The organism is Streptomyces sp. NPDC056169 (assembly GCF_042268445.1).
Taxonomy (GTDB): domain Bacteria; phylum Actinomycetota; class Actinomycetes; order Streptomycetales; family Streptomycetaceae; genus Streptomyces.
Map to the genome: position 1 here is coordinate 197808 of NZ_JBHJUO010000004.1, position 23325 is coordinate 221132.

Consider the following 23325-nt stretch of genomic DNA (forward strand, 5'->3'; position numbering starts at 1 on the left):
GAACGGTGGGTGGGGAACGGAGAGTTCGACTGGAAGGAAACTTTCCTAACGGATGAATAGCAGGGGTCCGGAGCACCCCGCAAGGGTCATGACAAGAGACGCTGTTCAGCTGGCTGACACCGAAGGGGCAAGCGAAGGGGCAACCGCTCGGCCGTCCGTCGGCCGTCGTCCGTCGGCCGTCGCTCAGCCCGGAACCAGGCCCTTGCCGGTGAGGTAGTTCCGGGCCACGTCCTCGGGGAGGCGGCGCCAGCTGTCCACCTGTTCGTTGAGTTCCGCGAGGTCTGCCGTGGTCAGGACGGTGTTGAGGCGGTCCAGGGCGTCCGTGACCCCCGGGCTCCCGGCGCGGGCGCGGTTGACGACGGGCACGATGTGATCCGCGTTCTGGAGGTTCTTGTCGTCGGCGAGCAGGACGAGCCCGAAGTCGTCGAGCGTCGCGTCGGTGGTCGTCGTGAGCACCAGCTGGTCCTGGCCGCTCTGGACGGCCTGCTTCGCCTGGGTCGTCCCGACGCCCTTGGGGTCGACGGCGGTCACGTCGATTCCGTAGACCTCCCTCAGACCGGGGGCGCAGTACGGCCGCTGGACGCATTCGTCCCCGGCCGCGAGCCGGACCGGGAGGCGGGCGGCGCCGAGGTCGCCGAGCGTCTTCAGGCGGTGCTCGGCGGCGAAGGCGGCGGTCACGGCGAAGGCGTTCTGGTCGACGGCACGGCCGGGGTCGAGGACGGTGAGCCCGCGCGGGGCGGCGAGCGCCCGGAGGGCGGCCATGGTCGTCGTCAGGTCGGGCGAGCCGACGGTCGGCGCGTCCGCGCCGTTGACCTTGGCGTTCAGCCAGTCGGCGAAGGTCGCCGCGTACTCCGGCACGACGTCGATCTGCCCGTTCTCCAGCGCCGGTTCGTACAGCTCGCGGTTGGTGACGGAGAGGATCTCCGTGCGGTAGCCGGCCTCCTCGAGGAGCAGCGCGTACATCTGCGCGAGCAGGTCGCTCTCGGTGAATCCGGCCGAGCCGATCGTCAGGCTGCGGGCGTCCCCGGGCGGCGGCGCCGTGACCTCGCCCTGATCCTCCAGGCTCGGACCCGCGCCGCAGCCGGAGAGGGCGAGCGCCAGCAGGAGGGCGACCCCCGGTGCGCGGGGCGGCCTCACACGCCGCTCCCCCGCGCCCCGGCGGGCGCGAGGCGCTGGACCCCCTCGAAGACCCCCTCCATCAGGAGCGCGAGGGCGGCGACGAGGAGCGCCCCGGCGACGACCTGGGGCGTCGAGGCGAGGTTGAACCCGGCCGTGATGATCCGGCCGAGCCCGCCGCCGCCGGCGAGCGCGGCCACGGTGGCGGTGGCGACGAGTTGGACGGCGGCGATCCGCACGCCGGTGAGGACGAGCGGCAGCGCGAGCGGCAACTCGACCCGGGCGAGGGTCTGACCGCCCGTCATGCCCATGCCCCGGGCGGCCCGGACGACGTCGGCGTCGACGCCCCGCATCCCGACGTACGCGTTCGTGAGCAGCGGCGGGACGGCGAACAGGACGAGCGCGATGATCGTCGGCCACTCGCCGTACGGGCCGAGGGGGCTGAGGAGCAGCAGGACGAGGACGGCGAAGGTGGGCACGGCACGGCCCGCGTTGGCGAGGTTCACGGCGAGCGTGCCGCCCTTGCCGAGGTGGCCGAGGACGAGGGCCGTGGGCAGGGCGACGAGGCAGCTGAGCGCGAGGCAGATGCCGGTGAGGAAGAGATGCTCCCCGAGCCGCTGCCAGATGCCGTTCTCGCCGGACCAGTGCGCGCCGGTGGTGAGCCAGGACCAGGCGTCGGTCAGCGTGGTCACGCGGCCTGCCCCCGGGTCCAGGGGGTGAGCAGCCGCTGCACGCCGAGGAGGAGCAGGTCGGCGGTGACGGCGATGACCACGCAGAGGGCGGAGGCGGTGAGGACCTGGGCCTTGAAGTAGGTGTTCATCCCGGCGTAGATGAGGTTGCCGAGGCCGCCGTGGCCGACGATCGCGCCGATGGTGACGAGGGAGACGGCGGAGACGGTGGCGATGCGGAGTCCGGCCATGGCGGCGGGCAGCGCGAGGGGCAGTTCGACGGTGAGGAGGAGGCGGATCGGCCCGTATCCGAGGCCGCGCGCGGCCTGGCGCGTCTCCTCGGGGACGGCCCGGAGCCCGGCGAGCACGTTCCGTACGAGGAGGGTGAGCGAGTACAGGACGAGACCGGCGACGACCAGGGCGGCGGAGAGTCCGTACACGGGCAGGAGCAGCGAGAACATCGCGAGGGCCGGGATCGTGTACAGGACCGTGGTGATCCCGAGGACGGGCCCGGCCGCCCAGCGCCAGCGGCGCGCGACGACCGCGAGGGGCAGGGCGAGCAGCAGGGCGAGGGCGACCGAGACCACGGTCAGCTGGAGGTGCTGGACGACGGCGTCGGCGAGGATCTCGCTCCGTGAGGACACGTAGGCGCCGCAGATCCAGTCGTTGCGGGCGAGGCAGTCGTCGGGCGGCGCGGTCACCTTCTCATTGCAGGTGGTACGCGGGGTCGTCCGCACCCCGGCCGGGGCCGTTAGGGGGTCGGTGTCAGACCGTCAGGGGTCCTGACGTCAGGTGCTCGTGTGGGAGGAGAGGACGGAGAGGACGTTGCCCGCGGGGTCCGTGAACCAGGCGATGGTCGGTCGGCCGTCCGCGCCCCGCATGATCCCCTTGTCGTCCGCGTCGAAGCCGGGGTAGCGCTCCGGGGTCACCCCGCGCGCCGCCAGGTCGTCGACGGCCCGGTCGACGTCGTCGACCTCGAAGTTGAGGATCGTGAACGAGGCGGGGGTGTGGTTCTCCTTCGGGTAGACGAAGATCCGGGTCCCGCCGGCGAGGGTGAGGAAGAGCATGCGCATGTCTCCCTCCCCCGCCTCCTCCACCGTCAGACCGAGGGTCTCGCCGTAGAAGCGCTTGGCGGCGTCGAGGTCGTCGACCGCGAAGCCGCTGAATGCCGTGGTCTCGCCGAACATGGCGTACTCCCTTCCGGGGGCTCTTCCGAGACCCCCCTCCAGGATCCGCCGACGGGCCGCGAAGCGCTCAGGGAGCGATCGGCAGCTGCCGCTTGTGCTCGGTGAGCCGGTAGCGGCGGACGATGGAGGCGAAGGCGGCCTCCCCGACCGGCTTGCCCTCCAGGAAGTCGTCGATGTCGTCGTACGTGACGCCGAGCGCGTCCTCGTCGGGCTTGCCCGGGTCCAGGGTCTCCAGGTCGGCCGTCGGGACCTTCCACACCAGCTCGGCCGGGGCGCCGAGCTCGGCGGCGACCGCGCGGACGCGGCGCTTGGTGAGACCGGTGAGCGGGACGACGTCGGCGGCGCCGTCGCCGAACTTGGTGAAGAAGCCCGAGACGGCCTCGGCGGCGTGGTCGGTGCCGACGACGAGACCGTCCTGGGCGCCGGCGACGGCGTACTGGGCGATCATCCGCTGGCGGGCCTTGATGTTGCCCTGGACGAAGTCCTGGTGGTGGGCGTCGCGGAAGGTCACCCCGCCCGCGAGGCTCGCCTCCAGGGCCGCGTCGCTGGCGGCCTTGACGTCGACGGTGAGGACCCGGTCGGCACGGATGAAGCCGAGGGCGGTCTGCGCGTCGCTCTCGTCGGCCTGGACGCCGTACGGCAGGCGCATGGCGTAGAAGGTGGCGTCGTGGCCGGCGGCCCGGACGCGCTCGACGGCGAGCTGGCAGAGCCGGCCGGCGGTGGTCGAGTCGACGCCGCCGCTGATGCCGAGGACGAGGGAGCGCAGCCCGGTGGAGGTGAGGCGCTCGGCGAGGAAGGCCACTCGGCGCTCGATCTCCACGGCCGGGTCGAAGGTGTCGGACACCTCGAGGTCCCGGGCGATCTGCTGCTGGAGGGCGGTGGACGCCGGGTCGGTCACGGGGGTCTCCTCGTCGGGGTCGTGCTTGCTGCGGTGTACCGGGGTCGACTCTATCCGCCGCCCGATCGGGTGACGGACGGGTCCGGGGCGCAGAGGACGTCGACCCGCTGGACGAGGTTGTTGGCGAAGCCGCCGCGGTTCCAGGGGGCGGCGAGCGGCTGGACGTGGCCCTCGGCGTCGGTGGCCCGCACGGTGAGGCGGTGCGGGCCCGGTGTCGCCGTCCAGGTGGCGTGCCAGGACGACCAGGCCCAGGGGTGCGCGGGGTCGTGGTCGACCACGGCGTCGGTCCAGACGGCGCTGCCGTACTCGCCGTACTCGCCGATCCAGCCGTACTCGCCGGTCCGGCCGTACTCGCCGGTCCGGCCGTACTCGCCGTACTCGCCGTACGCGCCTGTCTCGCCTGTCTCGCCTGTCTCGCCTGCCTCGAATGCCTCGCTGCGTCCGCTCGACCCGCTCGACTCTCCGACCTCGACGCGGGTGACCGGGCCGTGGCCCGACCAGGCGCGCCCCGCGAGCCGCACGGGCCCGGGGCGGACGACGCGAGTGCGGGACATGAAGTCCGGGAAGCCTGGCGGGATCATCAGGGCGCGGGGCGCGATGAGGGTGACGGGCTCCCCGGGCTCGTCCCCGTCCGTCGTGCCCCGGATGCGGTAGGCCACGCTCTGCTGGAAGCCGGTGTACGGGGTGGCGGTGACCGTGATGTCGTGGAGCCACTTCACGTGGGCCATGCCGTACCAGCCGGGGACGACCAGCCGGAGCGGGCTGCCGTGCTGCGGGGGCAGGGGCGCCCCGTTCATCGCGTACGCGACGAGGACGTCCCGCGCCGGGTCCGCGGCCACCGAGAGGGGCAGGCCGCGCCGGTAGTCCTGCTCGACGCCCCGCTCCACCCCGTGGTCGGCACCGGTGAACACGGCCTCGGCCGCGTCCTCGGCGGTCCCCGCCTCCGCGAGCAGCGCGGCGAGCGGGACGCCGGTCCAGTCGGCGGTGCCGACGGCCTCGACGAGCCAGGGCTGGCTGACGGGGCGGGGAGTGAGGCGGGCGCGCCCGTTCCCGGCGCACTCCAGCGTCACCCGGCGCGTGACGGCGGGCCGGGCGCGCAGCCCGTCGAGGTCCAGTGCGAGGGGCCGGAGCACCCGGCCGCCGACGGTGAGCCGCCAGCCGTCCGGGTCCGTGGCGGGGATGTCGTAGTGCACGAGGACGTAGTGGAGGCCGGGCGGGGTCACGTCGTACCGCAGCGCTTCCAGGGGCAGCCCGTGGTTGCGGGCGGCGAGGGCGAGCTCCTGCGGCGTGATGCCCTCCGCCGGGCCCGCGAGCCGCCCGGGGGCGCTGATGGAGCCCAGATCGGTCGGAGAGCCGTCCATCTCCTCATGGTGCGCCGGGCACCCCGAGGTGTCCTGTCGGTGAGGCCGGGGCCGCCGCGGTCGGCGGAAAGCGCGGGCCCGGTCGCCTCCGCCGGACCGGCCGGAAGCAGGGTCTCGGCCGTGCGTCGCGTCAGGACTGGTGGGAGCTGCGGAGGGCTCGGTCGAGGCCGTCCTGGGGGAGGCCCGTGAGGGCGCGCAGGAAGATCTCCTCGTAGGCGGGCTCGCCGATCGTCGCGCGGGCCGTGTCGGTGTACTTCTCGCGGAGGGCGCGCAGGCCGGGCAGGCCGCGCCGGGGCTGGCCGGTGGAGCGCCAGTACGCCTCCCCCGTGCCGGAGACGTCCGCCGCGCGCTCGCCGTCGCCGGCGGCCGCGAGGGCGGTGGCGAGGACGTCGAGGCCGAGGGCGACGCCGAGGCTCGCGCCGAGCCGCCGGGTGCCTTCGAGCATGGCGCGGGCGTGTCCTGCGGCGGCCGCCGGATCGCCTTCCAGGAGGCCGGTGAGGGCGAGCTGGTACTCCAGGGCGGTGCGGGTCCAGTGCTCGTCGAGGTCCTCGCAGAGGGCCCGGAGCGCGAGCGCCCGCCGGCGGGCCTCGGCGAGCCGGCCGAGTCCGGTGAGGGCGAAGACCCGGACGAGGCCGCAGCGGAGCCGGGCGGCGGAGTCGGCCGGTCCGCCGGCCACGGCGTCGAGGACGTGGTCCACGACGACGAAGGCGGCCATGGGGCGGCCGGTGGTCAGGGCGAGGAGCCCCGCGAGGGCGGCGGCGTCCAGGGTGAGGTCGCCGGGGCCGGGCCGCCCCGTCTCCGCGTCGGGGTCGCCCGGCCGCCCGTCCTCCAGGGCCTCCTCGTACTCCGTGTACCGGGCCTCGCGGGCGCAGCGTTCGCTGACGTCCTGGGCCGGGCCGAACTCGCCCTGGAGGACGAGGGTCACGCCGAGCGCCCACAGGGCCCGGGCCCGGGCGCGGCCCCGGGAGCCGCTGAGGAGCAGGGCCTGTTCGAGGCCGTCGCGGGCCTCGCGGAGGCGGCCCCGGCAGGACCAGGCGAAGGCGACGGAGCCGACGAGGTCGAGGGCCGCGTCGGGGTCGGTGCGCAGCTGCCGGTCGAGGGCGGTGCGGAGGTCGGTGTGGTGGGCGTCGACGCTCCGGTACCAGCGGAGCTGTCGGGCGCCGAGCCATTCGGTGTCGGCTCGGCGGGCGAGGCCGCGGAAGTGCGTGGCGTGCCGGTCGGCGACGGTTCCGGTCTCGCCGGTCCGTTCCAGCCAGGTCGCCCCGTACGCGCGGATCGTGTCGAGCATGCGGTGGCGCCCGGCGGCGTCGGGCGGGCGGACGACGGAGGAGCGGACGAGTCCGTCGAGGGCCTCCGGCAGGGTCGTGGCGGTCAGTGGGCCGCCGGAGCACACGGCGAGCGCGGACGCGAGGTCGAAGGGGCCGCGGAAGACGGAGAGGCGGGCCCAGAGGAGGCGTTCGAGCGGGGCGCACAGCTCGTGGCTCCAGCCGATGGCGGCGCGCAGGGTCTGGTGGCGGCTCGGCCACACCCGTTCGGTGTGGGCGAGCACGTCGAAGCGGGCTCCCGGCGGGCTGTCGAGGCGGGTCCCGAGCTGGTCGCGGACGGCCTCGGCGCCCTGGAGCCGGATCTGCGCGGCGGCCAGTTCCAGGGCGAGGGGGATGCCTTCGAGGCGTACGCAGATCTCCCCGGCGGGCCCGGCGGCGGGGAAGTCCTCCCCGGCGGCCCGGCGGAGCAGCTCCAGGGCGTCCCGCCCCGTGGGCGGCAGCGGGTCGAGGGCGACGACCCGTTCGCCTTCGACGCCGAGGGGGCGGCGGCTGGTGGCGAGGACGGTGAGTCCGGGGGCGGCGGCGAGCAGGTCGGCGACCAGCCGGGCACAGGGGTCGGCGAGGTGCTCGCAGGAGTCGAGGACGAGGAGCAGGCGGTCCTCGGCGAGTCTGCGGCAGAGCGCGGTGCTCGCCATGCCGGGCGTGTGGTCGGCGAGGTCGACGGAGTCGGCGACGAGGGCGACGAGGAGCCGGTCGCCGTCGAGGGGGGTCAGGTCGGTCCACCAGGCGCCGTCCGGGAACCGCTCGGCGACGCGGTGCGCGGAACGCAGGGCGAGCCGCGTCTTGCCGACGCCGCCGACACCGGTCACGGTGACGAGACGGTGCTCCGCCAACGCGGCGGATATGCGGCCCAGTTCCGTGCGGCGCCCCACGAACCCAGGGTTCTCGTCCGGCAGATGTCCACGCACGGAAGCAGTGTCCCTCATGAACGGCTCGAACGGACCGACGGATCCGCTTCGTTACGCATTCCCTGCCCGCCCCCTCTTCGCGTCATTTCACCGTCACCTCGACCGAGTGCCACCCCTGGGCCCCGTCGGGCATGGTGTCGGTGCGCTGTTCGGGCTGGGTGGCACCGGTGCCGTCGGTGGCCCGCACGGTGAGGGTGTGCCGGCCCGGTTCGGCCGCCCAGGGGTACGTCCACTGGCGCCAGGTGTCGCGGTTGTCCTGCGCGGCGAGCCGGGCGTCCCGCCAGGGGCCGTCGTCGATCCGTACCTCGACGCGGGAGATGCCCCGGTGCTGGGCCCAGGCCACTCCGGCGATCATGACGGTGCCGGCGCCGGGCCGGGCGAGGGGGCGGGGGGTGTCGATGCGGGACTGGGTCTTGACGGGCGCCTGGGCGGCCCAGCCGCGTGGGACCCAGTAGGCGTCGTAGGCGTCGAAGGTGGTGAGCTCGATCGACGCGATCCATTTGCAGGCGGAGACGTATCCGTACAGGCCGGGGACGATCATGCGGACGGGGAAGCCGTGGGTGAAGGGCAGGGGTTCGCCGTTCATCCCGAAGGCGAGGAGGGCCTCACGGCCGTCCATGACGGCCTCGACGGGGGTGCCGATGGTCATGCCGTCGACGGAGCGGGCGACGAGCTGGTCGGCGGGGCCGCCCTCGGAGGGCGGCCGGACGCCCGCCTCGCGGAGCAGGTCGGCGAGGTGGACGCCGAGCCAGCGGGCATTGCCGACGTAGGGGCCGCCGACCTCGTTGGAGACGCAGGCCAGGGTGATGTCCCGTTCCACCACTCTGCGGGCCGTCAACTCGGCCAGGGTGAAGGTGCGTTCCTCCCGTACGCCGCTTCCGTGGAGGCGCAGGTTCCAGCGGTCGGCGTTGACCTTGGGGACCACGAGCGCGGTGTCGACACGGTAGAAGTCGCGGTTGGGGGTGATGAAGGGGCCGATGCCGGGAACGCGGAGCTGGGCCCCGGCGGGCACGGGCGGAGCGGGGGAAGCCGGCCGGGGCAGGCGGAGCGCCGCCCGGGAGGCGGCGGCGTTCTCGGCGACGGGTGAGCCGACGGCCCTGCCGATGGCGGCGGCGCCGGTCGCGGCGAGCCCGGCGGAGGCGGCGACGATCAGGAAGCCACGCCGGTCGGCCGTGGCCGTCGCGGTGTCCGTTGCCGTGGCCGTGGCTGTGTCCGTCACTGTGTCCGTTGCCGTGGCTGTTTGCGTCGCCGTGCCGGGCCTCGGGGCGAGGAGGCGGCCGATCAGGACGTACAGCAGGACCGCGCCGCAGGCGGCACCGACGAGGGAGGGCACGGCGTCCATGGCGGAGTCCGAGTCGGGGCGGGTGACGGCGGCGAGCGCGCCGAGAAGGCCGAAGGCGCCGACCGCCGCCGAGCCGACCGCCCGGTGGCGGAGCGCGAGGAGTCCGATTCCGGCGGCGAGCAGCCCGAGGAGCAGCAGGATGCCGAGCTGGAGGACGGCCTTGTCGCTCTCGCCGAAGGCGCGGATCGCCCATTCCTTCACGGGCGCCGGGGTCCGGTCGACGACGGCGCCGCCGACGGCGGGGACGGGGCTCGCCTCGGGCCGTACCCAGAAGGCGGCGAGGTCCGCGACGGCGAGCGAGACGTATCCGGCGAGCAGGCCACCGACCGCTGCCAGGAGTCGGTCCGTGCGTGTGGGCTCACGCGGGGGCGCTGAGAGGGTCATGCTCCTCATTCGGCATCGACGGGGCTCCGGATGGGGTGATTCACCTGGAAGGGTGGAGGACGGTACCGACCGGACCTCTCCACAGCCCCTTCCCCGGACCCGGCCGGCACGTGCGTCGCTCGCGCATCGCTTGTCGTCGTCCTCGGCCTCAGCTCGCCCGTGCGGTGGCACACCGCCTCCGCCCCGGTGTCCCGTCCAACGAGCGGCGCATCCGGTCGAGACCGCGCCGTGCGTGGCTCTTCACGGTGCCGAGGGGCCAGCCGGTGCGCTCGGCGATCTGGACGTGGGTGAGGTCCCCGTAGAACGACATGGCGAGCACCTCACGCTGTGCGGCGGGCAGTTTCGCCAGCTCGGCGGCGACCACGAGCCGGTCGAGGACCGCGTCGGGGCCGTGGGCGGACGCGTCGCCCTCGGGGGACAGCCGCGCCCCGGCCGCGAGCACCAGGTGCCGGCGGCGGGTGCGGGCCGAGAGGGCGTCGGCGATCTTCCGGCGCGTGATGCCGACGAGCCAGCCGGGGAACGGGCCGCGCTCCGGCCGGTAGCCGCCACGGCCCCGCCAGGCGGCGAGGAAGACCTGCTGGCTGACGTCCTCAGCCTCCTTCGGGTCGCCCAGACAGCGGGCGGCGAGCGCGGTCACGAGGCCGGACCAGCGGACGTACGCGGCGTCCAGACAGCGGTCGTCGCCGCGCACGAAGCCTTCCACGACCTCGCGGTCGGGCAGGGTCCCGGCCTCGCTCCACCGCGAGGGCGACGGCGACGGCGACGGCGACGGCCGGAGGGTGGCGCTCGGTGCGGTCATGACGACGGCTCCTCTCCTCTGGCCGGGACCGGAAGCCACCGGTCGGCGGTCGGGGCCCCCGGGGCTCCTTCAAGGTTCCGTCGCGGCGCCGCCACACCTCCACTCGCATTGCTTGTGCGTCGTATTCGGGCGGGCCGGCCCGTGATCGAGCCCTCGCCGGGTCTCGGCCTCTCAGTCCTGGCCCCGGGCGTGCCGGAACCGGGCCAGTCCGTCGGCGAGTTCGACGACGGGCTCGGGGTAGTCGTACCGGGCCCGTTCGAGGCCGGGCAGCTTCCACGGTTCGTGGATCGCGGGACCTTCGAAGGCGGCGAGTTCCGGCACCCATCGGCGTACGTACGTACCGTCCGGGTCGTACCGCTTGCCCTGGATCACCGGGTTGAGCACGCGGTTGGGACGGCTGTCGGTTCCTGTGCCGGCCATCCACTGCCAGTTGAGCTGGTTGTTGGCGACGTCGCCGTCGACCAGCAGGTCCATGAAGTGCCGGGCCCCTTCGCGCCAGTCGACGTACAGCGTCTTGGTGAGGAACGATGCCGTGAGCAGCCGTCCTCGGTTGTGCATCCAGCCCTCGTGGGCGAGCTGACGCATCGCGGCGTCCACGACGGGGTAGCCGGTGCGGCCCTCCTTCCACGCGCGGAGGTCCGCCTCGGCCTCCTTGCCGCGCCGCCAGCGGTCGTGGCGGGTGCGGTAGTCGTCGACGGCGACGCCCGGGCGGGCGGCGAGGACCTGGTGGTGGAAGTCGCGCCAGCAGAGCTGCCGTACGAACGCCTCGGCGCCCGCCCCGCCGCGCGCCCGGGCCCGGTGGACGGCCTCGGCCGCCGAGACGGCGCCGAAGTGGAGGTACGGCGAGAGGCGGGAGGTCGCGTCGCCCGCGAGGTCGTCGTGGTGGTCGTCGTAGGCGTCGGCGCCCCGGGCCAGCCAGGCGGTGAGGCGCTTGCGGCCCTCCTGCTCGCCGCCGGTGGCCAGGCCCGCGGAGACGGAAGGGACGCCCGAGGGGGCGGGCAGCTCCTCGGAGCGGATCCCGTCGGGTACCCGGACCCGGCGGGGTGCCGCGAGCGGCTCGCGGAGCCGCTGGTGCGACCAGCGCCTGAAGTAGGGGGTGAAGACCGCGTAGTGGTCAGAGCCGCCGGGTGTCACGGAACCGGTGGGCAGCGCGGTGACGACGGCGTCGTGGACGTACAGGCGCCGCCCGTCCGCCTCCAGGGCCCTGCGCAGCCGGTCCTCGCGGCGCTGGGCGAAGCCGCTGCACCCGGCCGCCATGTGGACCTCGTCGGCCTCGGCCTCCCGCGCGACGGCGCACACCTGGGCGACGGGGTCGCCGGAGCGGATCACGAGCCGGCCGCCGCGCTCGCGCAGTCCGGCGTCGAGCGCGGCGAGACAGTCCGCGAGGAAGGCGACCCGGTTGGGCGCCGCCTGGCCGGCACGGTCCACGGCCGGGTCCCGTACGAACAGAGGGACGACCTCGTTCCCCTCGCCGAGCGCGGCACGCAGCGGCGGATGGTCGTGGACGCGGAGGTCCGAGGTGAAGAGGACGACCGAGACGTTCATGGCACCACTCCTGGCAGGGGACCGCCGACGGCCGCGCGACGCGCGGGCCCGGCGCTCACTGGGCTGACCTTGCGGGGGCCATTCGCGCCGAGGGGGTGGGCCGGATGCGGTCCGCCGCGGGGAACCCGCGGGGAAGTGACGGGACGTCGGATGGCGCCGTCACCCTCGCTCCGGACCGTCCGGCGCGGTGGCGGGCGCGGTCCGCCCGCCGGACGGGGGCCGAGGGCCGGGGGCCGCGTCGCCCGGGCCCTCGCCCGCCTTCTGCGCCGCCGCGGCGGCGTTCGCCTCCGCCGCCCGCGCGATGCCGCGGGCCATCCCGCCGAAGACCACGGCGTGGAACGGCGAGACGCTCCACCAGTAGGCCTGCCCCGCCAGGCCGTGCGGGTGGAACAGGGCCCGCTGCCGGTAGCGGGCGGCCCCGTCCCCGTGGGGCTCGACGTACAGCTCCAGCCAGGCGAGTCCCGGGAGGCGCATCTCGGCGCGCAGTCGCAGCAGCCGGCCGTGCTCGATCTCCTCCACCCGCCAGAAGTCCACTGAGTCGCCGGCCCTCAGGCGCGTGGCGTCCCGCCGGCCGCGGCGCAGTCCGACGCCGCCCATGAGCCGGTCGAGCAGGCCGCGGACGGCCCAGGCGAGCGGGAAGGAGTACCAGCCGTTCTCCCCGCCGATGCCCTCGACGACCCGCCACAGCTCCCGCGGCGAGGCGTCGACGGTCCGCTCGCGCTCGTCGGTGTAGAGGCTGCCGCCCGCCCAGTCGGGGTCGGTGGGCAGCGGGTCGCTCGGCGCGCCGGGCACGGACGCGGAGGACCAGCGCGTGACGATCCGGGCCTCCCGGACCCGCTCCAGGGCGAGCGACATCGCCGTGTCGAAGCCGAGGGGGGCGCCGGGCGGGTCCGGCACCCAGTCGGTGATGTCGTGTTCGTCGCAGACGACCTCGTAGCGGAGCGACTCGGCGAGCGGACGGGCGATCGACCGCGGGACCGGGGTGACCAGGTTGATCCAGTGACTGGACAGGCCCGGCGTCAGCACCGGTACCGGGAGGATGAGCCGCCGGGGCAGTCCGGCGATGTCGGCGTACCGGTGCATCATGCCGGCGTAGGTCAGGACGTCGGGGCCGCCGATGTCGAAGGCGCGGTTGACCTCCTCGGGCATCCGGGCGCTGCCGACCAGGTAGCGCAGTACGTCCCTGACGGCGATCGGCTGGATCCGGGTCCGCACCCAGCTCGGGGTGATCATCACGGGGAGGCGCTCGGTGAGGTAGCGGAGCATCTCGAAGGAGGCCGAGCCGGATCCGATGATGACGGCGGCGCGGAGCACCGTGGTGGGGACCCCGGATCCCAGAAGGATCCGCCCCACCTCGGCGCGTGAGCGCAGATGCGGCGAGAGCTCCCGGTCAGGGACGTCCCGGGGGGTGAGGCCGCCGAGGTAGACGATGCGGCCGACCCCGGCGGCGCGGGTCTCTTCGGCGAACGTGAGGGCCGCCAGGCGGTCGGTGCGCTCGAAGTCGTGCCCTTCGCCCATGGCGTGCACCAGGTAGTAGGCGACGTCGACGTCACGGAGGGCGGGGGCGAGCGTCCGGGCGTCGGTGACGTCGCCTTGGACGATCTCCACCTCGCCGGCCCAGGGATGGTCGCGCAGCTTCACGGGGGTACGGGCCAGGCAGCGCACCCGGTATCCGGCTGCCAGGAGTTCGGGCACGAGGCGCCCGCCGATGTAGCCGCCGGCGCCCGTGACCAGACAGAGCGGTCCTGGGGTCTCCTGCCCTGACGCGTCCCTCATGGAGCTGCTCCGTTCCGCTGTCGGGGGTTTCGACCTGGGGGCTTCGTGATCCCTTCCCCGGACACGGCCGCTGTGGATGCACCTGCCGGTATCTATAGGCTGATCGTGTGGCCAGTACAGAGGAGTCCGGGACCGGTGGGACCCACCCCGAGCACGCTCCGGGTGATCTCCAGAGCTTCGCGCGCGCGCTGCGGCGGGCGAACGGTGAGATCAACCGTCTGGTCCATGGTTTCGCGCTCACGCAGGGACTGCATCCCACGGACGTCCAGGCGCTCTCGGTCGTCCTGGACAGTCCGGAGCCGCTGACGCCGGGCCGTCTGAGAGAGCACCTGGGGCTGACCTCGGGGGCGGTCACGGCCTGTCTGGACCGGCTGGAGAAGGCCGGGCACATCCGGCGCGCCCGGGAGAGCGCCGACCGCAGGGTCGTGCACGTGCACTACGTGGAGGGGGCGAGGGCCGCCGCGCGCAGCTACTTCATGCCGTTGGCGCAGGCCGCCGACCGGGCCCGGCGCAGGTTCGACGAGGAGGAGCTGGCCGCGGCCCTGCGCTTCCTGGACGCGCTCAACGAGGAACTCGGCGACCTGCGCGTGCCCCGCCGCTGACCGACCCGCGCCCTCCGCCCGGCCCGCACCCCCGGCCTGTACCTCCGGCCCCCACCCGGCCTGTACCTCCGGCCCGCACCCCCAAGCCCTTACCCCCAGCCCCCCCCTGACCCGCCACTGTCCCGACGCATGCTTCAATCTCTCTCAATCATTGAGATTGTTTTTCATTGAGATACTTGTCGAGACCTCGTCCCTGGAGTCCGCATGTCCCGCTCCACACGAAGGGCAGTCCGTCTCCTGCCCCTCGTCCTGCTCGTCGTCTGGCTCGCCGTCGGCGGCGGCCTCGGCCCCTTCGCGGGCAAGCTCGGCGAGGTGGCCACCAACGACCAGGCCGCCTTCCTCCCCCGCAGCGCCGAGTCCACCCGGGTGATCGAGGCGCAGCGGGCCTTCCGCCAGGAGGAGACGCTCCCCGCGCTCGTCGTCTGGACCTCGCCCGACGGCGGCCCGGTCGGCCCGGAGGCACGATCCGCCGCCACCCGCGCGCTCGCCACGCTCACCGGCCGGCCCGGTGTCGTCGGCACCCCGTCCCCGGCCCTCCCGTCCGAGGACGGCGAGGCGCTGCGCGGAGTCGTCCAGCTCCGACCCGACCTCGGCGACGAGCTGGCGCCCACGCTCGAAGCGATCGACCGGGCCGCCTCCGCGGTGCCCGGGACCACCGTATGGCTGGCCGGCCCCGCCGCCACCCAGGCCGACCTGTCGGACGCCTTCGCCGGCATCGACGGGCTGCTGCTCGCGGTCGCCCTGGTGACGGTCCTGCTCATCCTGCTGCTCGTGTACCGCAGCGTCCTGCTGCCCCTGGTCATCATCCTCGGCGCGGTGTTCTCCCTCGCCCTCGCCTGCGCCGTCGTGTACGTGCTCGCCGACCACGACATCGTCCGCGTCGACGGCCAGGTCCAGGGCATCCTGTCGATCCTGGTCATCGGCGCCGCCACCGACTACGCCCTGCTCCTCGCCGCCCGGTACCGCGAGGAGCTGGCCCGCCACGAGGGCGACCGCTTCCCGGCCATGCGCGCGGCCCTGCGCGAATCCGCCGGGCCGATCACGGCCAGCGCCGCCACCGTGGCGCTCGGCCTGCTCGCGCTCCTGTTCAGCGATCTGACGAACAACCGGGCCCTCGGACCGGTGGGCGCCATCGGCATCGTCTGCGCCGTGCTGAGCGCCCTGACCTTCCTGCCCGCCGTCCTGGTCCTGCTCGGCCGCGCCGCCTACTGGCCCGCCCGGCCGCGCCCGGCCGACGCCGAGGGCGGCGGCACCGGCATCTGGCGGCGGGTCGCCGCGCTGGTGGACCGTGCTCCGCGCAAGGTCTGGGCGGCGACGCTCGCCGGGCTGCTCGCCTGCGCCGCCTTCGCCCCTGTCCTGGAGTCCAAGGGGGTGCCGCTCGACGAGATCTTCGTGAACGACGCCCCTTCCGTGGCCGCGCAGGAGACCCTCGGCCGGCACTTCCCCGGCGGGGCGGGCAACCCGGCGATCGTGATCGCCGCGGCGGACTCGCTCGCCGAGGTGACGGCGGCGGCCGAGGGCGTCGAGGGCGTGGACTCGACCGCCGCGGTCACCGCCTCCGGCCGGCCCGGCGCCGGTGCGCCCCTGGTCGTGGACGGACGGGTACGGATCGACGTCACCCTGACCGACGCGGCGGACAGCGAGGCCGCCGCGGCGACCGTCGCCCGGCTCCGCTCGGCCGTGCACGCCGTGCCGGAGGCCGATGCCCTGGTCGGCGGCTACACGGCCCAGCGCTACGACACGCAACGGACCGCCGAACGCGACCGGATGCTGATCGTTCCGGTGGTGCTCGCCGTCATCCTGACCATCCTCGTCGGCCTCCTCCGCTCCTTGCTGATGCCTCTGTTGCTCGTCGCCACAGTGGCCCTGAACTTCCTCGCCACGCTCGGGGTCTCGGCCCTGGTCTTCCGGTACGTCTTCGGATTCACCGGTACGGACTCCTCGGTGCCGCTCTACGGGTTCGTGTTCCTGGTCGCACTCGGCGTGGACTACAACATCTTCCTGATGTCCCGGGTCCGCGAGGAGTCGCTGCGGCACGGGGTCCGGGAGGGCGTCCTGCGCGGGCTGACCGCCACCGGCGGCGTCATCACCTCCGCCGGTGTCGTCCTGGCCGCCACCTTCGCGGCCCTGGGTGTCATCCCGCTCGCCTTCCTGGTGCAGATCGCCTTCATCGTCGCCTTCGGCGTGCTCCTGGACACCCTGGTCGTCCGCTCGCTGCTCGTCCCCGCCCTCGTACGCGACCTCGGCCCCGTCGCGTGGTGGCCGGGTGAACTCAGCCGGCGTGCGACGGGGCCGGAGGGCGGGGGTGCTCCTCCGAAGGGTGCCTCGACTACTGGGGCATGAGCACCGTGTCGATGACGTAGACCGTGGCGTTGGCGGTGGGCACGTTGCCGCAGACCACCTTCGCGGAGTCGTTGACCGTGAAGGACTCGCCGGAGCCCTCGGTGGTCAGCGTGCCCGTCTGGAGGGTCTCGAAGGAGCCGTTCTCCAGCTGCTTCGGGGCCAGCTTCCGGCCCACGACGTGGTACGTGAGGATGTCGGTCAGCTTCGCCTTGTCGGCGAGGACCTTGTCCAGGTCGGCCTTCGGGATCTTGGCGAAGGCGGCGTTCGTCGGCGCGAACACCGTGATGTTCTCCGCGTTGTTCAGCGTGTCGACGAGACCGGCCTTCTTGACGGCCGCGACGAGCGTGGACAGCTCGGGGTTGTTCGACGCGGCCGTGGCCACCGGGTCCTTGACCATCCCGTCGAAGGAACCCGCGCCCTCCTTCGGCACGGAGGCGCACCCGGGGCCGAAGGGGCCGTCGGCCGTCGCGGGCGTCGCGGACGTCGCCGAGGCCGAGGCCGACTGCGACGGGGCCGCCGCGGGGGCCGCCGCTCCGTCGCCGCTCGCCTCGGCCGAACAGGCGGTGAGGCCCAGCGGCAGCAGGACGGCGGCGGTCACGGCGACGGCGGCGCGGCGGAAGGTCTGGCTGTTCATGATCGCTCCTGGGGCTTCGGGGCTCACCGGTCGGTGTGTCCCACGCCCGGTATTCGGTGCGGGCCCGCGTCCGGACGGCTCTGTCGCCCGAATGAGTGATGAGGACCCGCCACGGTCGCTCGCCGGTACGGAGCTGTGCGAAGGATCGGCGATCCGACCCGTCCGGCGGGCCGTCGGCTCCGAATGCTCCACGTACCCCGACTGCCTTCTGGAGGATCTTCCCGGTGACAGAGAACCTACGGATCGGCGGAGCCCGGTCCACGGCTCCGGACCTGCCCGAGCTGATGGGCCGGGTGGCCCTCGGTGACCAGCAGGCCTTCACGGGCGTCTTCGAGGCCGTCTCCGGGCCGGTGCTGGGCCTCGTGCGGACCGTGCTGCGGGACCCCGCCCAGTCGGAGGAGGTCGCCCAGGAGGTGCTGGTCGAGGTGTGGCGCTCCGCGGCCCGCTACCAGCCCGCGCGCGGGTCGGTGATGACCTGGGTGCTGACCCTCGCGCACCGCAGGGCCATCGACCGGGTGCGCTCCGAGCAGGCGTCGTCGGACCGTGAGAAGCGGGTGGCGCTCCTGGAGCACACCCCGGCCTACGACGAGGTCGTGGAGCAGGTGGAGAGCCGCCTGGAGCGCGAGCAGGTACGCCGCTGTCTGCGGGGCCTGACCGAGTTGCAACGCCAGTCGGTGACGCTGGCCTACTACCGCGGTCTCAGCTACCGCGAGGTCTCCGAACTGCTCGCGGCGCCGCTGGGCACCGTCAAGGCGCGGATGCGCGACGGTCTCATCCGGCTCAGGGACTGCCTGGGGGTGGGCGCGTGAACACCGTGGATCCGCACATGCTGACCGGCGCGTACGCGCTCGACGCCCTGGACCCCGAGGAGCGCGGGGCCGTACGGCTGCACCTGGCCGGGTGCCCGTCGTGCGCCCAGGAGGTCGAGGAGTTCTCCGAGACCGTGGCCCGGCTCGGTCTCGCCGTCGCGGCGTCGCCGACCGCCTCGCTCCGCGCCGGGGTGATGGAGCGGATCGCGACCGTACGCCAGGAGCCGCCGCCGACCACGAGTCCGGTACGGGCCCCGCGCGGGCGGCGCGGCCTCCAGCTGTGGTCGCGCTGGGCCCTCGCGGCCTGCCTCGCCGGGGCCGTGGCTCTGGGCGGGGTCGCGGTCCGGCAGTACGAGCGGGCCGGCGAGGCCCGGCAGGAGACGGAACGGGCGCGGGCGGCGAACGACGCCGTCGCCGAGGTCCTGGCCGCGCCGGACGCCAGGGTCTCCACCAGCCGGCTCGGCGGGGGCGCCGTGGGCACGGTCGTCGTCTCGGCCTCGCTCGACCGGGCGGTGTTCGCGGCGTCCGGCATGGCGCCTCCGCCGGCCGGCAAGGTCTACCAGCTCTGGTACGACGACGGCGGGACCATGCGGCCCGCGGGGCTCATGGACCCGGGTGCCACCGCCGAGGCGACGCTCCTCGACGGTCCCGTGGACGGGGCGGCGGGGATGGGGGTCACCGTCGAACCGGCCGGCGGCTCTCCGCGGCCGACCTCCGACCCGGTGGCGGTACTCGCCTTCCCCGGGGCCTGACGCCGGATGACGGCGGCGCACCCCGCGCACGGTCGGGGCCGCGCCGCCGTCATCTGCTCTCGTCGGTCGGGCCGACGTGCTCGCCCGGGGTGGCCAGTTCCTCCACCGCCCCGGCTCCGACGACCGCGCCCGTGGACTTCTTGCCGCGCCGCAGCCGGCCTTCGAGCCAGGAGGCGAAGGTGGTGAGCGCGAAGTTGAGGACGACGAAGATCACGGCGACGACGGTGAAGCAGGCGATCGTGTTGGCCCCGTAGTTGGCGCTCATCGGGCGTACGGAGGCGAGGAGTTCGGAGAAGCCGAGCATCGCGCCGCCGAGCGCGGTGTCCTTGACGATGACGACGAGCTGGCTGACCAGGGCGGGCAGCATGGCGGTGACCGACTGCGGGAGCAGGACGTACGCCATGGTCTGGCCCTTGCGCATGCCGATGGCCTTCGCCGCGTCGGTCTGGCCGCGGGGCAGGGAGAGGATGCCGGCGCGGACGACCTCGGCGAGCACGGAGGCGTTGTAGAGGACGAGGCCGGTGACGACCGCGTACAGGGGACGGACGTCCGGGCTGACGTCGGTGAACTCGGAGTACGCGGCGTTGGCGAAGAGCATGAGGATCAGGACGGGGATCGCCCGGAAGAACTCGACGACGGTGCCGGCCACGCCACGGAGCCAGCGGTGGTCGGAGAGCCGGAAGATGCCGAGGAGGGCGCCGAGCGGCAGCGCGATCACCATGGCGAGCGCGGCGGCGATCACGGTGTTCTTCAGGGCGGGCAGGATGTACGTCTCCCAGACGCGGGCGTCGGTGAAGAAGGGCGCCCACTTGGACCATTCGAGCTGGTTCTTCTCGGCGAGGCTCGCCACGACCCACCAGACCACGGCGGCGAGGGCGATCAGGAACAGCAGCGTCCAGAGGAGGTTGCGCCGCCGGGCGCGCGGCCCGGGGGCGTCGTAGAGGACGGTGGGTTTGGTCTTCACCGTTTCACCGCCACCTTCTTGGCCACCCAGCCGAGGAACAGACCGGTGGGCAGGGTCAGGCAGAGGAACCCGGCGGCGAAGATCGCCGAGATGAGGATGAGCTGGGCCTCGTTCTCGATCATCTCGCGCATCAGCAGGGCCGCTTCGGCGACGCCGATCGCGGCGGCCACCGTGGTGTTCTTGGTGAGGGCGATGAGGACGTTGGCGAGGGGGCCGACGACGGAGCGGAAGGCCTGCGGGAGCACGATGATCCGCAGGATCTGCGGGAAGCTCAGCCCGATGGCTCGGGCCGCCTCGACCTGGCCGAGGGGGACCGTGTTGATCCCGGAGCGGAGCGCCTCGCAGACGAAGGCGCTCGTGTAGGCGGTGAGGCCGAGGAGGGCGAGCCGGAAGTTGATCGTGGTGAACCGGTCGGCGCCCAGGCTCACTCCGAGGGTCTGGAAGAGGCCGAGCGAGGTGAAGACGATGATGACGGTGAGGGGGATGTTGCGGACGATGTTGACGTAGACGGTGCCGAAGCCCCGCATCAGGGGGACGGGGCTGACGCGCATGGCGGCCAGCAGCGTCCCCCAGATCAGGGAGCCGATCGCGGAGTAGACGGTGAGCTGCACCGTCACCCAGAAGGCTCCTAGCAGGTCGTACCCCTGGAGGAAGTCGAACACGACTGCCTGCTCACTTCACGATGACGCCGATCTGCGGGGCGGGTTCGTTCTGGTAGCCGGCGGGGCCGAAGTTCTTCTTCACCGCCGCCTCCCAGGAGCCGTCGGCGACCATCTTCTCCAGCGCCGTGTTGATCTTGGCCTTGAGCTCGCTGCCCTTCTGGACGCCGATGCCGTAGTTCTCGTTGCTCATCTCGAAGCCGCCGAGCTTGAACTTGCCCTTGAACTCGGGCTGCGACGCGTACCCGGCGAGGATCGAGTCGTCGGTGGTGACGGCGTCGATGACCCCGTTCTCCAGGCCGGTCAGGCACTCGGAGTAGCCGCCGTACTCCTGGAGCTGGGCGTCGGGGGCGATCTTGTCCTTGACGTTCTGCGCGGAGGTCGAGCCGGTGACCGAGCAGAGCTTCTTGTTGTTGAGGTCGGACGGCTGCTTGATCGAGTCGTCGTCGGCGCGGATCAGGACGTCCTGGTGGGCCAGCAGGTAGGGGCCGGCGAAGTCGACCTTCTCGGCCCGCTTGTCGTTGATCGAGTACGAGGCCGCGATGAAGTCCACGTCACCGCGCTGGAGCAGCGTCTCCCGGTCGGCGCTCTTGGCCTCCTTCCACACGATGTCGGACGGGTCGTGGCCGAGCTCCTTGGCGATGTACGTCGCGACGTCGACGTCGAAGCCCGTATAGGTGCCGTCGGGGGTCTTCAGGCCGATGCCGGGCTGGTCGTACTTGATGCCGACGGTGATCTCGTCGCCACCGTCGTCGCGGGAGACGTCTCCGGCCGCGCCGGACGCGAGTCCTGCGGAGGTGAAGGAGAGGACGACGGCCGCGGCGACGGCGATGCCGGCCCTTCCGGTCCTGTGCGCGTTCATGTGGATCACCCCTGGGGGCTGCTGGTCGGGCGACGGCCTCGGCTCAGTGGTGGAGGATCTTGGACAGGAAGTCCTTGGCCCGGTCGCTGCGCGGATTGTTGAAGAACTCGTCCGGGGTCGTCTCCTCGACGATCCGTCCGTCGGCCATGAAGACGACGCGGTTGGCGGCGGAGCGGGCGAAGCCCATCTCGTGGGTGACGACCACCATCGTCATGCCGTCCCGGGCGAGTTGCTGCATGACCTCCAGGACCTCGTTGATCATCTCGGGGTCGAGCGCGGAGGTCGGTTCGTCGAAGAGCATCACCTTCGGATCCATGGCTAGGGCGCGGGCGATCGCCACGCGCTGCTGCTGGCCGCCGGAGAGCTGCGCCGGGTACTTGTCCGCCTGCGAGGCGACCCCGACCCGGTCGAGCAGCGCGCGGGCACGCTGCTCGGCGGTCTTCCGGTCCTTCTTGCGGACCTTGATCTGGCCCAGGGTGACGTTGTCGAGCACCGTCTTGTGCGCGAAGAGGTTGAAGGACTGGAAGACCATGCCGACGTCGGCCCGCAGGGCCGCCAGTTCGCGGCCCTCGGCCGGGAGGGGACGTCCGTCGATCACGATCTCGCCCGAGTCGATGCTCTCCAGACGGTTGATCGCCCGGCAGAGCGTCGACTTCCCGCCGCCGGACGGCCCGATGACGACGACGACCTCTCTGCGGTGGATCGTGAGGTCGATCGACTGGAGGACGTGCAGGGTGCCGAAGTACTTGTCCACGGCGCGCAGCACGACAAGCGCGTCACCGCCTTCCGGGACGGGCATGGCACCCTCCAGGCTCACGCCCCCCGTCGGACGCTCCCTCCTCACGTTCATGCTCCGCCCTCCGCCGGGCCCGCGCACGCCGGGGCCCGCGCATACCGGGGCCCGCGCACGCCGGGCGGGCGGGCACGGGCCGCAGGTGCGGGAGGGGCAGGAGGTCAGCCGGCGGTCTCCCGTGCGGCGAGCTCGACGAGGTCGCAGACCTCGACCGGCCGGGAGGCGAGCGAGGCGTGGCTCGCGTCGAGCTCGATGGTCTTGCGCGGGTTCATGCGCTGCGCCATCCGGCGCTCGTTGTCGGGGTGGATCATGCGGTCCTGGGTCGACACCTGGTACCAGCACGGCTTGACGCGCCAGGCGGGAGCGGTGACCGCGTCGCCGAAGGTGGAGCCCAGGGGGGCCTTCTGGGTGACGGCCATGACCAGGGCCTCCTCCTGGGTGAGGTCCTGGGCGAAGCTGTCGTGGAAGGCCTCCTGCTTGATCCAGAGGTAGCCGTCCGAGTCGGGGACGATGCTGTCGAAGGCGGCCGGCGGCGTCTCCTGGCTGATCTGCCCCGGGCTCTCGCCGGCGTCCGGGGCGAACGCGGCGACGTAGACGAGACCCGTCACGTTCGGCAGGTCGCCGGCCTCGGTGATGACGGCGCCGCCGTAGGAGTGACCGACGAGGAGCACGGGCCCGTCGACCTGCCGGACCATCTTCCGGGTGCGTTCCGCGTCGTCGGCGAGCGCGGTGAGCGGGTTCTCCACGGCGTGCAGCTTGTCGTAGCCACGCCGGTGGAGCTCGCCGATGACCTTCGACCAGTGGGCGGCGCCGCCCCAGAATCCGTGCACCAGGACGATCGTGGGCTTGTCTGCCATGGGTCTGCGTACCGATCTGTGCGAGGGATGGATCCCTCCCCTGTTCCCGCTCCGTCTCCCCGCGGCCACGCTACGTGCGCGACGGCGGACCCGCATGCCCGGACCGACCCCCATGCCCGGACCCTCCCCCGTGCCCGGAGCGCCCCCCGTGCCCGGACCGCCCCCGCGCGCCCCGACCGTCCCTGCGCGCGGCGACGGCCTGGCGGACACTGGGGGGTGGGAGCCGAGTGTCCGAGGAGGGTCCGCCATGACCACTACCGCGCCCAAGGTCAGTACGTTGCCGCCGGAGCACCGGGAGCGGCTGATGGCCTTCGCCGAGGACGTGTACTTCGAATCCGGTCACCGGCTGTTCGAGGAGCAGCAGCACTGCGACCGGTTCTGGATCGTGAAGACGGGGGCGGTGACGCTCGACGCCAGGGTGCCGGGCCGCGGGTCGCCGGTGATCGAGACCCTGCGCCACGGCGAGCTGGTCGGCCTCTCGTGGATGTTCCCTCCGTATCTGTGCCAGTCGGGGGCCGAGGCGATGACGCCGGTACGGGCGTACGAGTTCGACGCCCCGGCCGTCCGGTCGATGTGCCGCTCGGACTCGGAGTTCGGCGCCTCGGTCATGTTCTGGGTGGGGGCGATCCTGGCCCACCGTCTGAACGTGACGCGGGTCCGGCTCCTGGACCTGTACGCGCCGCACGGCAGCGGCATCTTCGCGTGAGCCCCGCCCCCTCCTCGTACGGGGAGGGGGCGGGG

22 protein-coding genes are annotated in these 23325 nt (G+C 73.4%); 5 read left to right on the plus strand and 17 right to left on the minus strand.

What is annotated here, in order from left to right; genetic code table 11:
* Positions 1-183: 183 nt before the first annotated feature.
* The 11 genes from ACFC0G_RS07980 to ACFC0G_RS08030 all read right to left on the minus strand — a co-directional run bounded on the left by ACFC0G_RS07980 (position 184) and on the right by ACFC0G_RS08030 (position 13309).
* Positions 184-1137, minus strand: a complete 954-nt coding sequence (locus ACFC0G_RS07980) for an ABC transporter substrate-binding protein (protein ID WP_376398955.1) — start codon at positions 1135-1137, stop codon at positions 184-186.
* Entirely contained in the window at positions 1134-1808 is a 675-nt protein-coding gene (locus ACFC0G_RS07985; protein ID WP_376398958.1) for an ABC transporter permease, read from the minus strand. The genes ACFC0G_RS07980 and ACFC0G_RS07985 overlap by 4 nt, the downstream gene beginning before the upstream one ends.
* Entirely contained in the window at positions 1805-2485 is a 681-nt protein-coding gene (locus tag ACFC0G_RS07990) for an ABC transporter permease (RefSeq protein ID WP_376398961.1), read from the minus strand. The genes ACFC0G_RS07985 and ACFC0G_RS07990 overlap by 4 nt, the downstream gene beginning before the upstream one ends.
* 87 nt (positions 2486-2572) lie before the next feature.
* Complete coding sequence (locus ACFC0G_RS07995) at positions 2573-2971, minus strand: VOC family protein (RefSeq protein ID WP_376398964.1); 399 nt, start codon at positions 2969-2971, stop codon at positions 2573-2575.
* 67 nt (positions 2972-3038) lie between these two features.
* Entirely contained in the window at positions 3039-3869 is an 831-nt protein-coding gene (nadE, locus tag ACFC0G_RS08000; protein ID WP_376398966.1) for an ammonia-dependent NAD(+) synthetase, read from the minus strand.
* 50 nt (positions 3870-3919) lie between these two features.
* On the minus strand, positions 3920-5230 hold the full coding sequence (locus ACFC0G_RS08005; RefSeq protein WP_376398969.1) for a molybdopterin-dependent oxidoreductase: 1311 nt from the start codon (positions 5228-5230) through the stop codon (positions 3920-3922).
* A 130-nt stretch (positions 5231-5360) separates the two neighbouring features.
* Positions 5361-7481 carry a regulator gene (locus ACFC0G_RS08010; RefSeq protein WP_376398971.1) on the minus strand — a complete coding sequence of 707 codons (2121 nt, stop codon included), beginning with the start codon at positions 7479-7481 and terminating at the stop codon, positions 5361-5363.
* A gap of 64 nt (positions 7482-7545) precedes the next feature.
* On the minus strand, positions 7546-9189 hold the full coding sequence (locus ACFC0G_RS08015) for a molybdopterin-dependent oxidoreductase (RefSeq protein WP_376398974.1): 1644 nt from the start codon (positions 9187-9189) through the stop codon (positions 7546-7548).
* 148 nt (positions 9190-9337) lie between these two features.
* Entirely contained in the window at positions 9338-9988 is a 651-nt protein-coding gene (locus ACFC0G_RS08020) for an RNA polymerase sigma factor (RefSeq protein WP_376398977.1), read from the minus strand.
* Between the two features lie 171 nt (positions 9989-10159).
* Complete coding sequence (locus ACFC0G_RS08025; protein WP_376398980.1) at positions 10160-11533, minus strand: cryptochrome/photolyase family protein; 1374 nt, start codon at positions 11531-11533, stop codon at positions 10160-10162.
* A gap of 159 nt (positions 11534-11692) precedes the next feature.
* The gene (locus ACFC0G_RS08030) at positions 11693-13309 is read right to left on the minus strand and encodes an SDR family oxidoreductase (protein ID WP_376398983.1); all 1617 of its coding nucleotides are present in this window, start codon (positions 13307-13309) and stop codon (positions 11693-11695) included.
* A gap of 107 nt (positions 13310-13416) precedes the next feature.
* On the opposite strand from ACFC0G_RS08030, the gene ACFC0G_RS08035 reads away from it, so the two are divergent.
* Together ACFC0G_RS08035 and ACFC0G_RS08040 are read left to right on the plus strand one after the other, a co-directional pair.
* Positions 13417-13911, plus strand: coding sequence for a MarR family winged helix-turn-helix transcriptional regulator (locus ACFC0G_RS08035; protein WP_376398986.1), 495 nt, complete (start codon positions 13417-13419; stop codon positions 13909-13911).
* Positions 13912-14115: 204 nt separating this feature from the next.
* Complete coding sequence (locus tag ACFC0G_RS08040; RefSeq protein WP_376398989.1) at positions 14116-16254, plus strand: MMPL family transporter; 2139 nt, start codon at positions 14116-14118, stop codon at positions 16252-16254.
* Here the strand turns inward: ACFC0G_RS08040 and ACFC0G_RS08045 are convergent.
* Complete coding sequence (locus ACFC0G_RS08045) at positions 16241-16888, minus strand: fasciclin domain-containing protein (protein WP_376398992.1); 648 nt, start codon at positions 16886-16888, stop codon at positions 16241-16243. The genes ACFC0G_RS08040 and ACFC0G_RS08045 overlap by 14 nt on opposite strands.
* A gap of 224 nt (positions 16889-17112) precedes the next feature.
* Between ACFC0G_RS08045 and ACFC0G_RS08050 the strand changes: the two genes are divergently transcribed.
* Together ACFC0G_RS08050 and ACFC0G_RS08055 are read left to right on the plus strand one after the other, a co-directional pair.
* Complete coding sequence (locus tag ACFC0G_RS08050) at positions 17113-17697, plus strand: sigma-70 family RNA polymerase sigma factor (RefSeq protein WP_376398995.1); 585 nt, start codon at positions 17113-17115, stop codon at positions 17695-17697.
* A complete protein-coding gene (locus ACFC0G_RS08055) occupies positions 17694-18449 on the plus strand; it encodes an anti-sigma factor domain-containing protein (RefSeq protein WP_376398998.1) in 756 nt (251 codons plus the stop codon). The genes ACFC0G_RS08050 and ACFC0G_RS08055 overlap by 4 nt, the downstream gene beginning before the upstream one ends.
* A gap of 49 nt (positions 18450-18498) precedes the next feature.
* On the opposite strand, the gene ACFC0G_RS08060 is transcribed toward ACFC0G_RS08055, so the two are convergent.
* The 5 genes from ACFC0G_RS08060 to ACFC0G_RS08080 all read right to left on the minus strand — a co-directional run bounded on the left by ACFC0G_RS08060 (position 18499) and on the right by ACFC0G_RS08080 (position 22584).
* Positions 18499-19413: an amino acid ABC transporter permease gene (locus ACFC0G_RS08060; RefSeq protein WP_376399001.1), complete on the minus strand. Its 915-nt coding sequence runs from the start codon at positions 19411-19413 to the stop codon at positions 18499-18501.
* Positions 19410-20075 carry an amino acid ABC transporter permease gene (locus ACFC0G_RS08065; RefSeq protein WP_376399004.1) on the minus strand — a complete coding sequence of 222 codons (666 nt, stop codon included), beginning with the start codon at positions 20073-20075 and terminating at the stop codon, positions 19410-19412. The genes ACFC0G_RS08060 and ACFC0G_RS08065 overlap by 4 nt, the downstream gene beginning before the upstream one ends.
* A gap of 10 nt (positions 20076-20085) precedes the next feature.
* Positions 20086-20934: a glutamate ABC transporter substrate-binding protein gene (locus ACFC0G_RS08070; RefSeq protein WP_376399007.1), complete on the minus strand. Its 849-nt coding sequence runs from the start codon at positions 20932-20934 to the stop codon at positions 20086-20088.
* Positions 20935-20977: 43 nt separating this feature from the next.
* Positions 20978-21733 carry an amino acid ABC transporter ATP-binding protein gene (locus ACFC0G_RS08075; protein WP_376399010.1) on the minus strand — a complete coding sequence of 252 codons (756 nt, stop codon included), beginning with the start codon at positions 21731-21733 and terminating at the stop codon, positions 20978-20980.
* A 155-nt stretch (positions 21734-21888) separates the two neighbouring features.
* Positions 21889-22584: an alpha/beta hydrolase gene (locus tag ACFC0G_RS08080; protein WP_376399012.1), complete on the minus strand. Its 696-nt coding sequence runs from the start codon at positions 22582-22584 to the stop codon at positions 21889-21891.
* Between the two features lie 247 nt (positions 22585-22831).
* Here ACFC0G_RS08080 and ACFC0G_RS08085 point away from each other — a divergent pair, with 247 nt between their 5' ends.
* Positions 22832-23290 (plus strand): Crp/Fnr family transcriptional regulator, encoded by a 459-nt coding sequence (locus ACFC0G_RS08085; RefSeq protein WP_376399015.1) that lies wholly within the window; start codon positions 22832-22834, stop codon positions 23288-23290.
* Positions 23291-23325 lie beyond the last annotated feature (35 nt).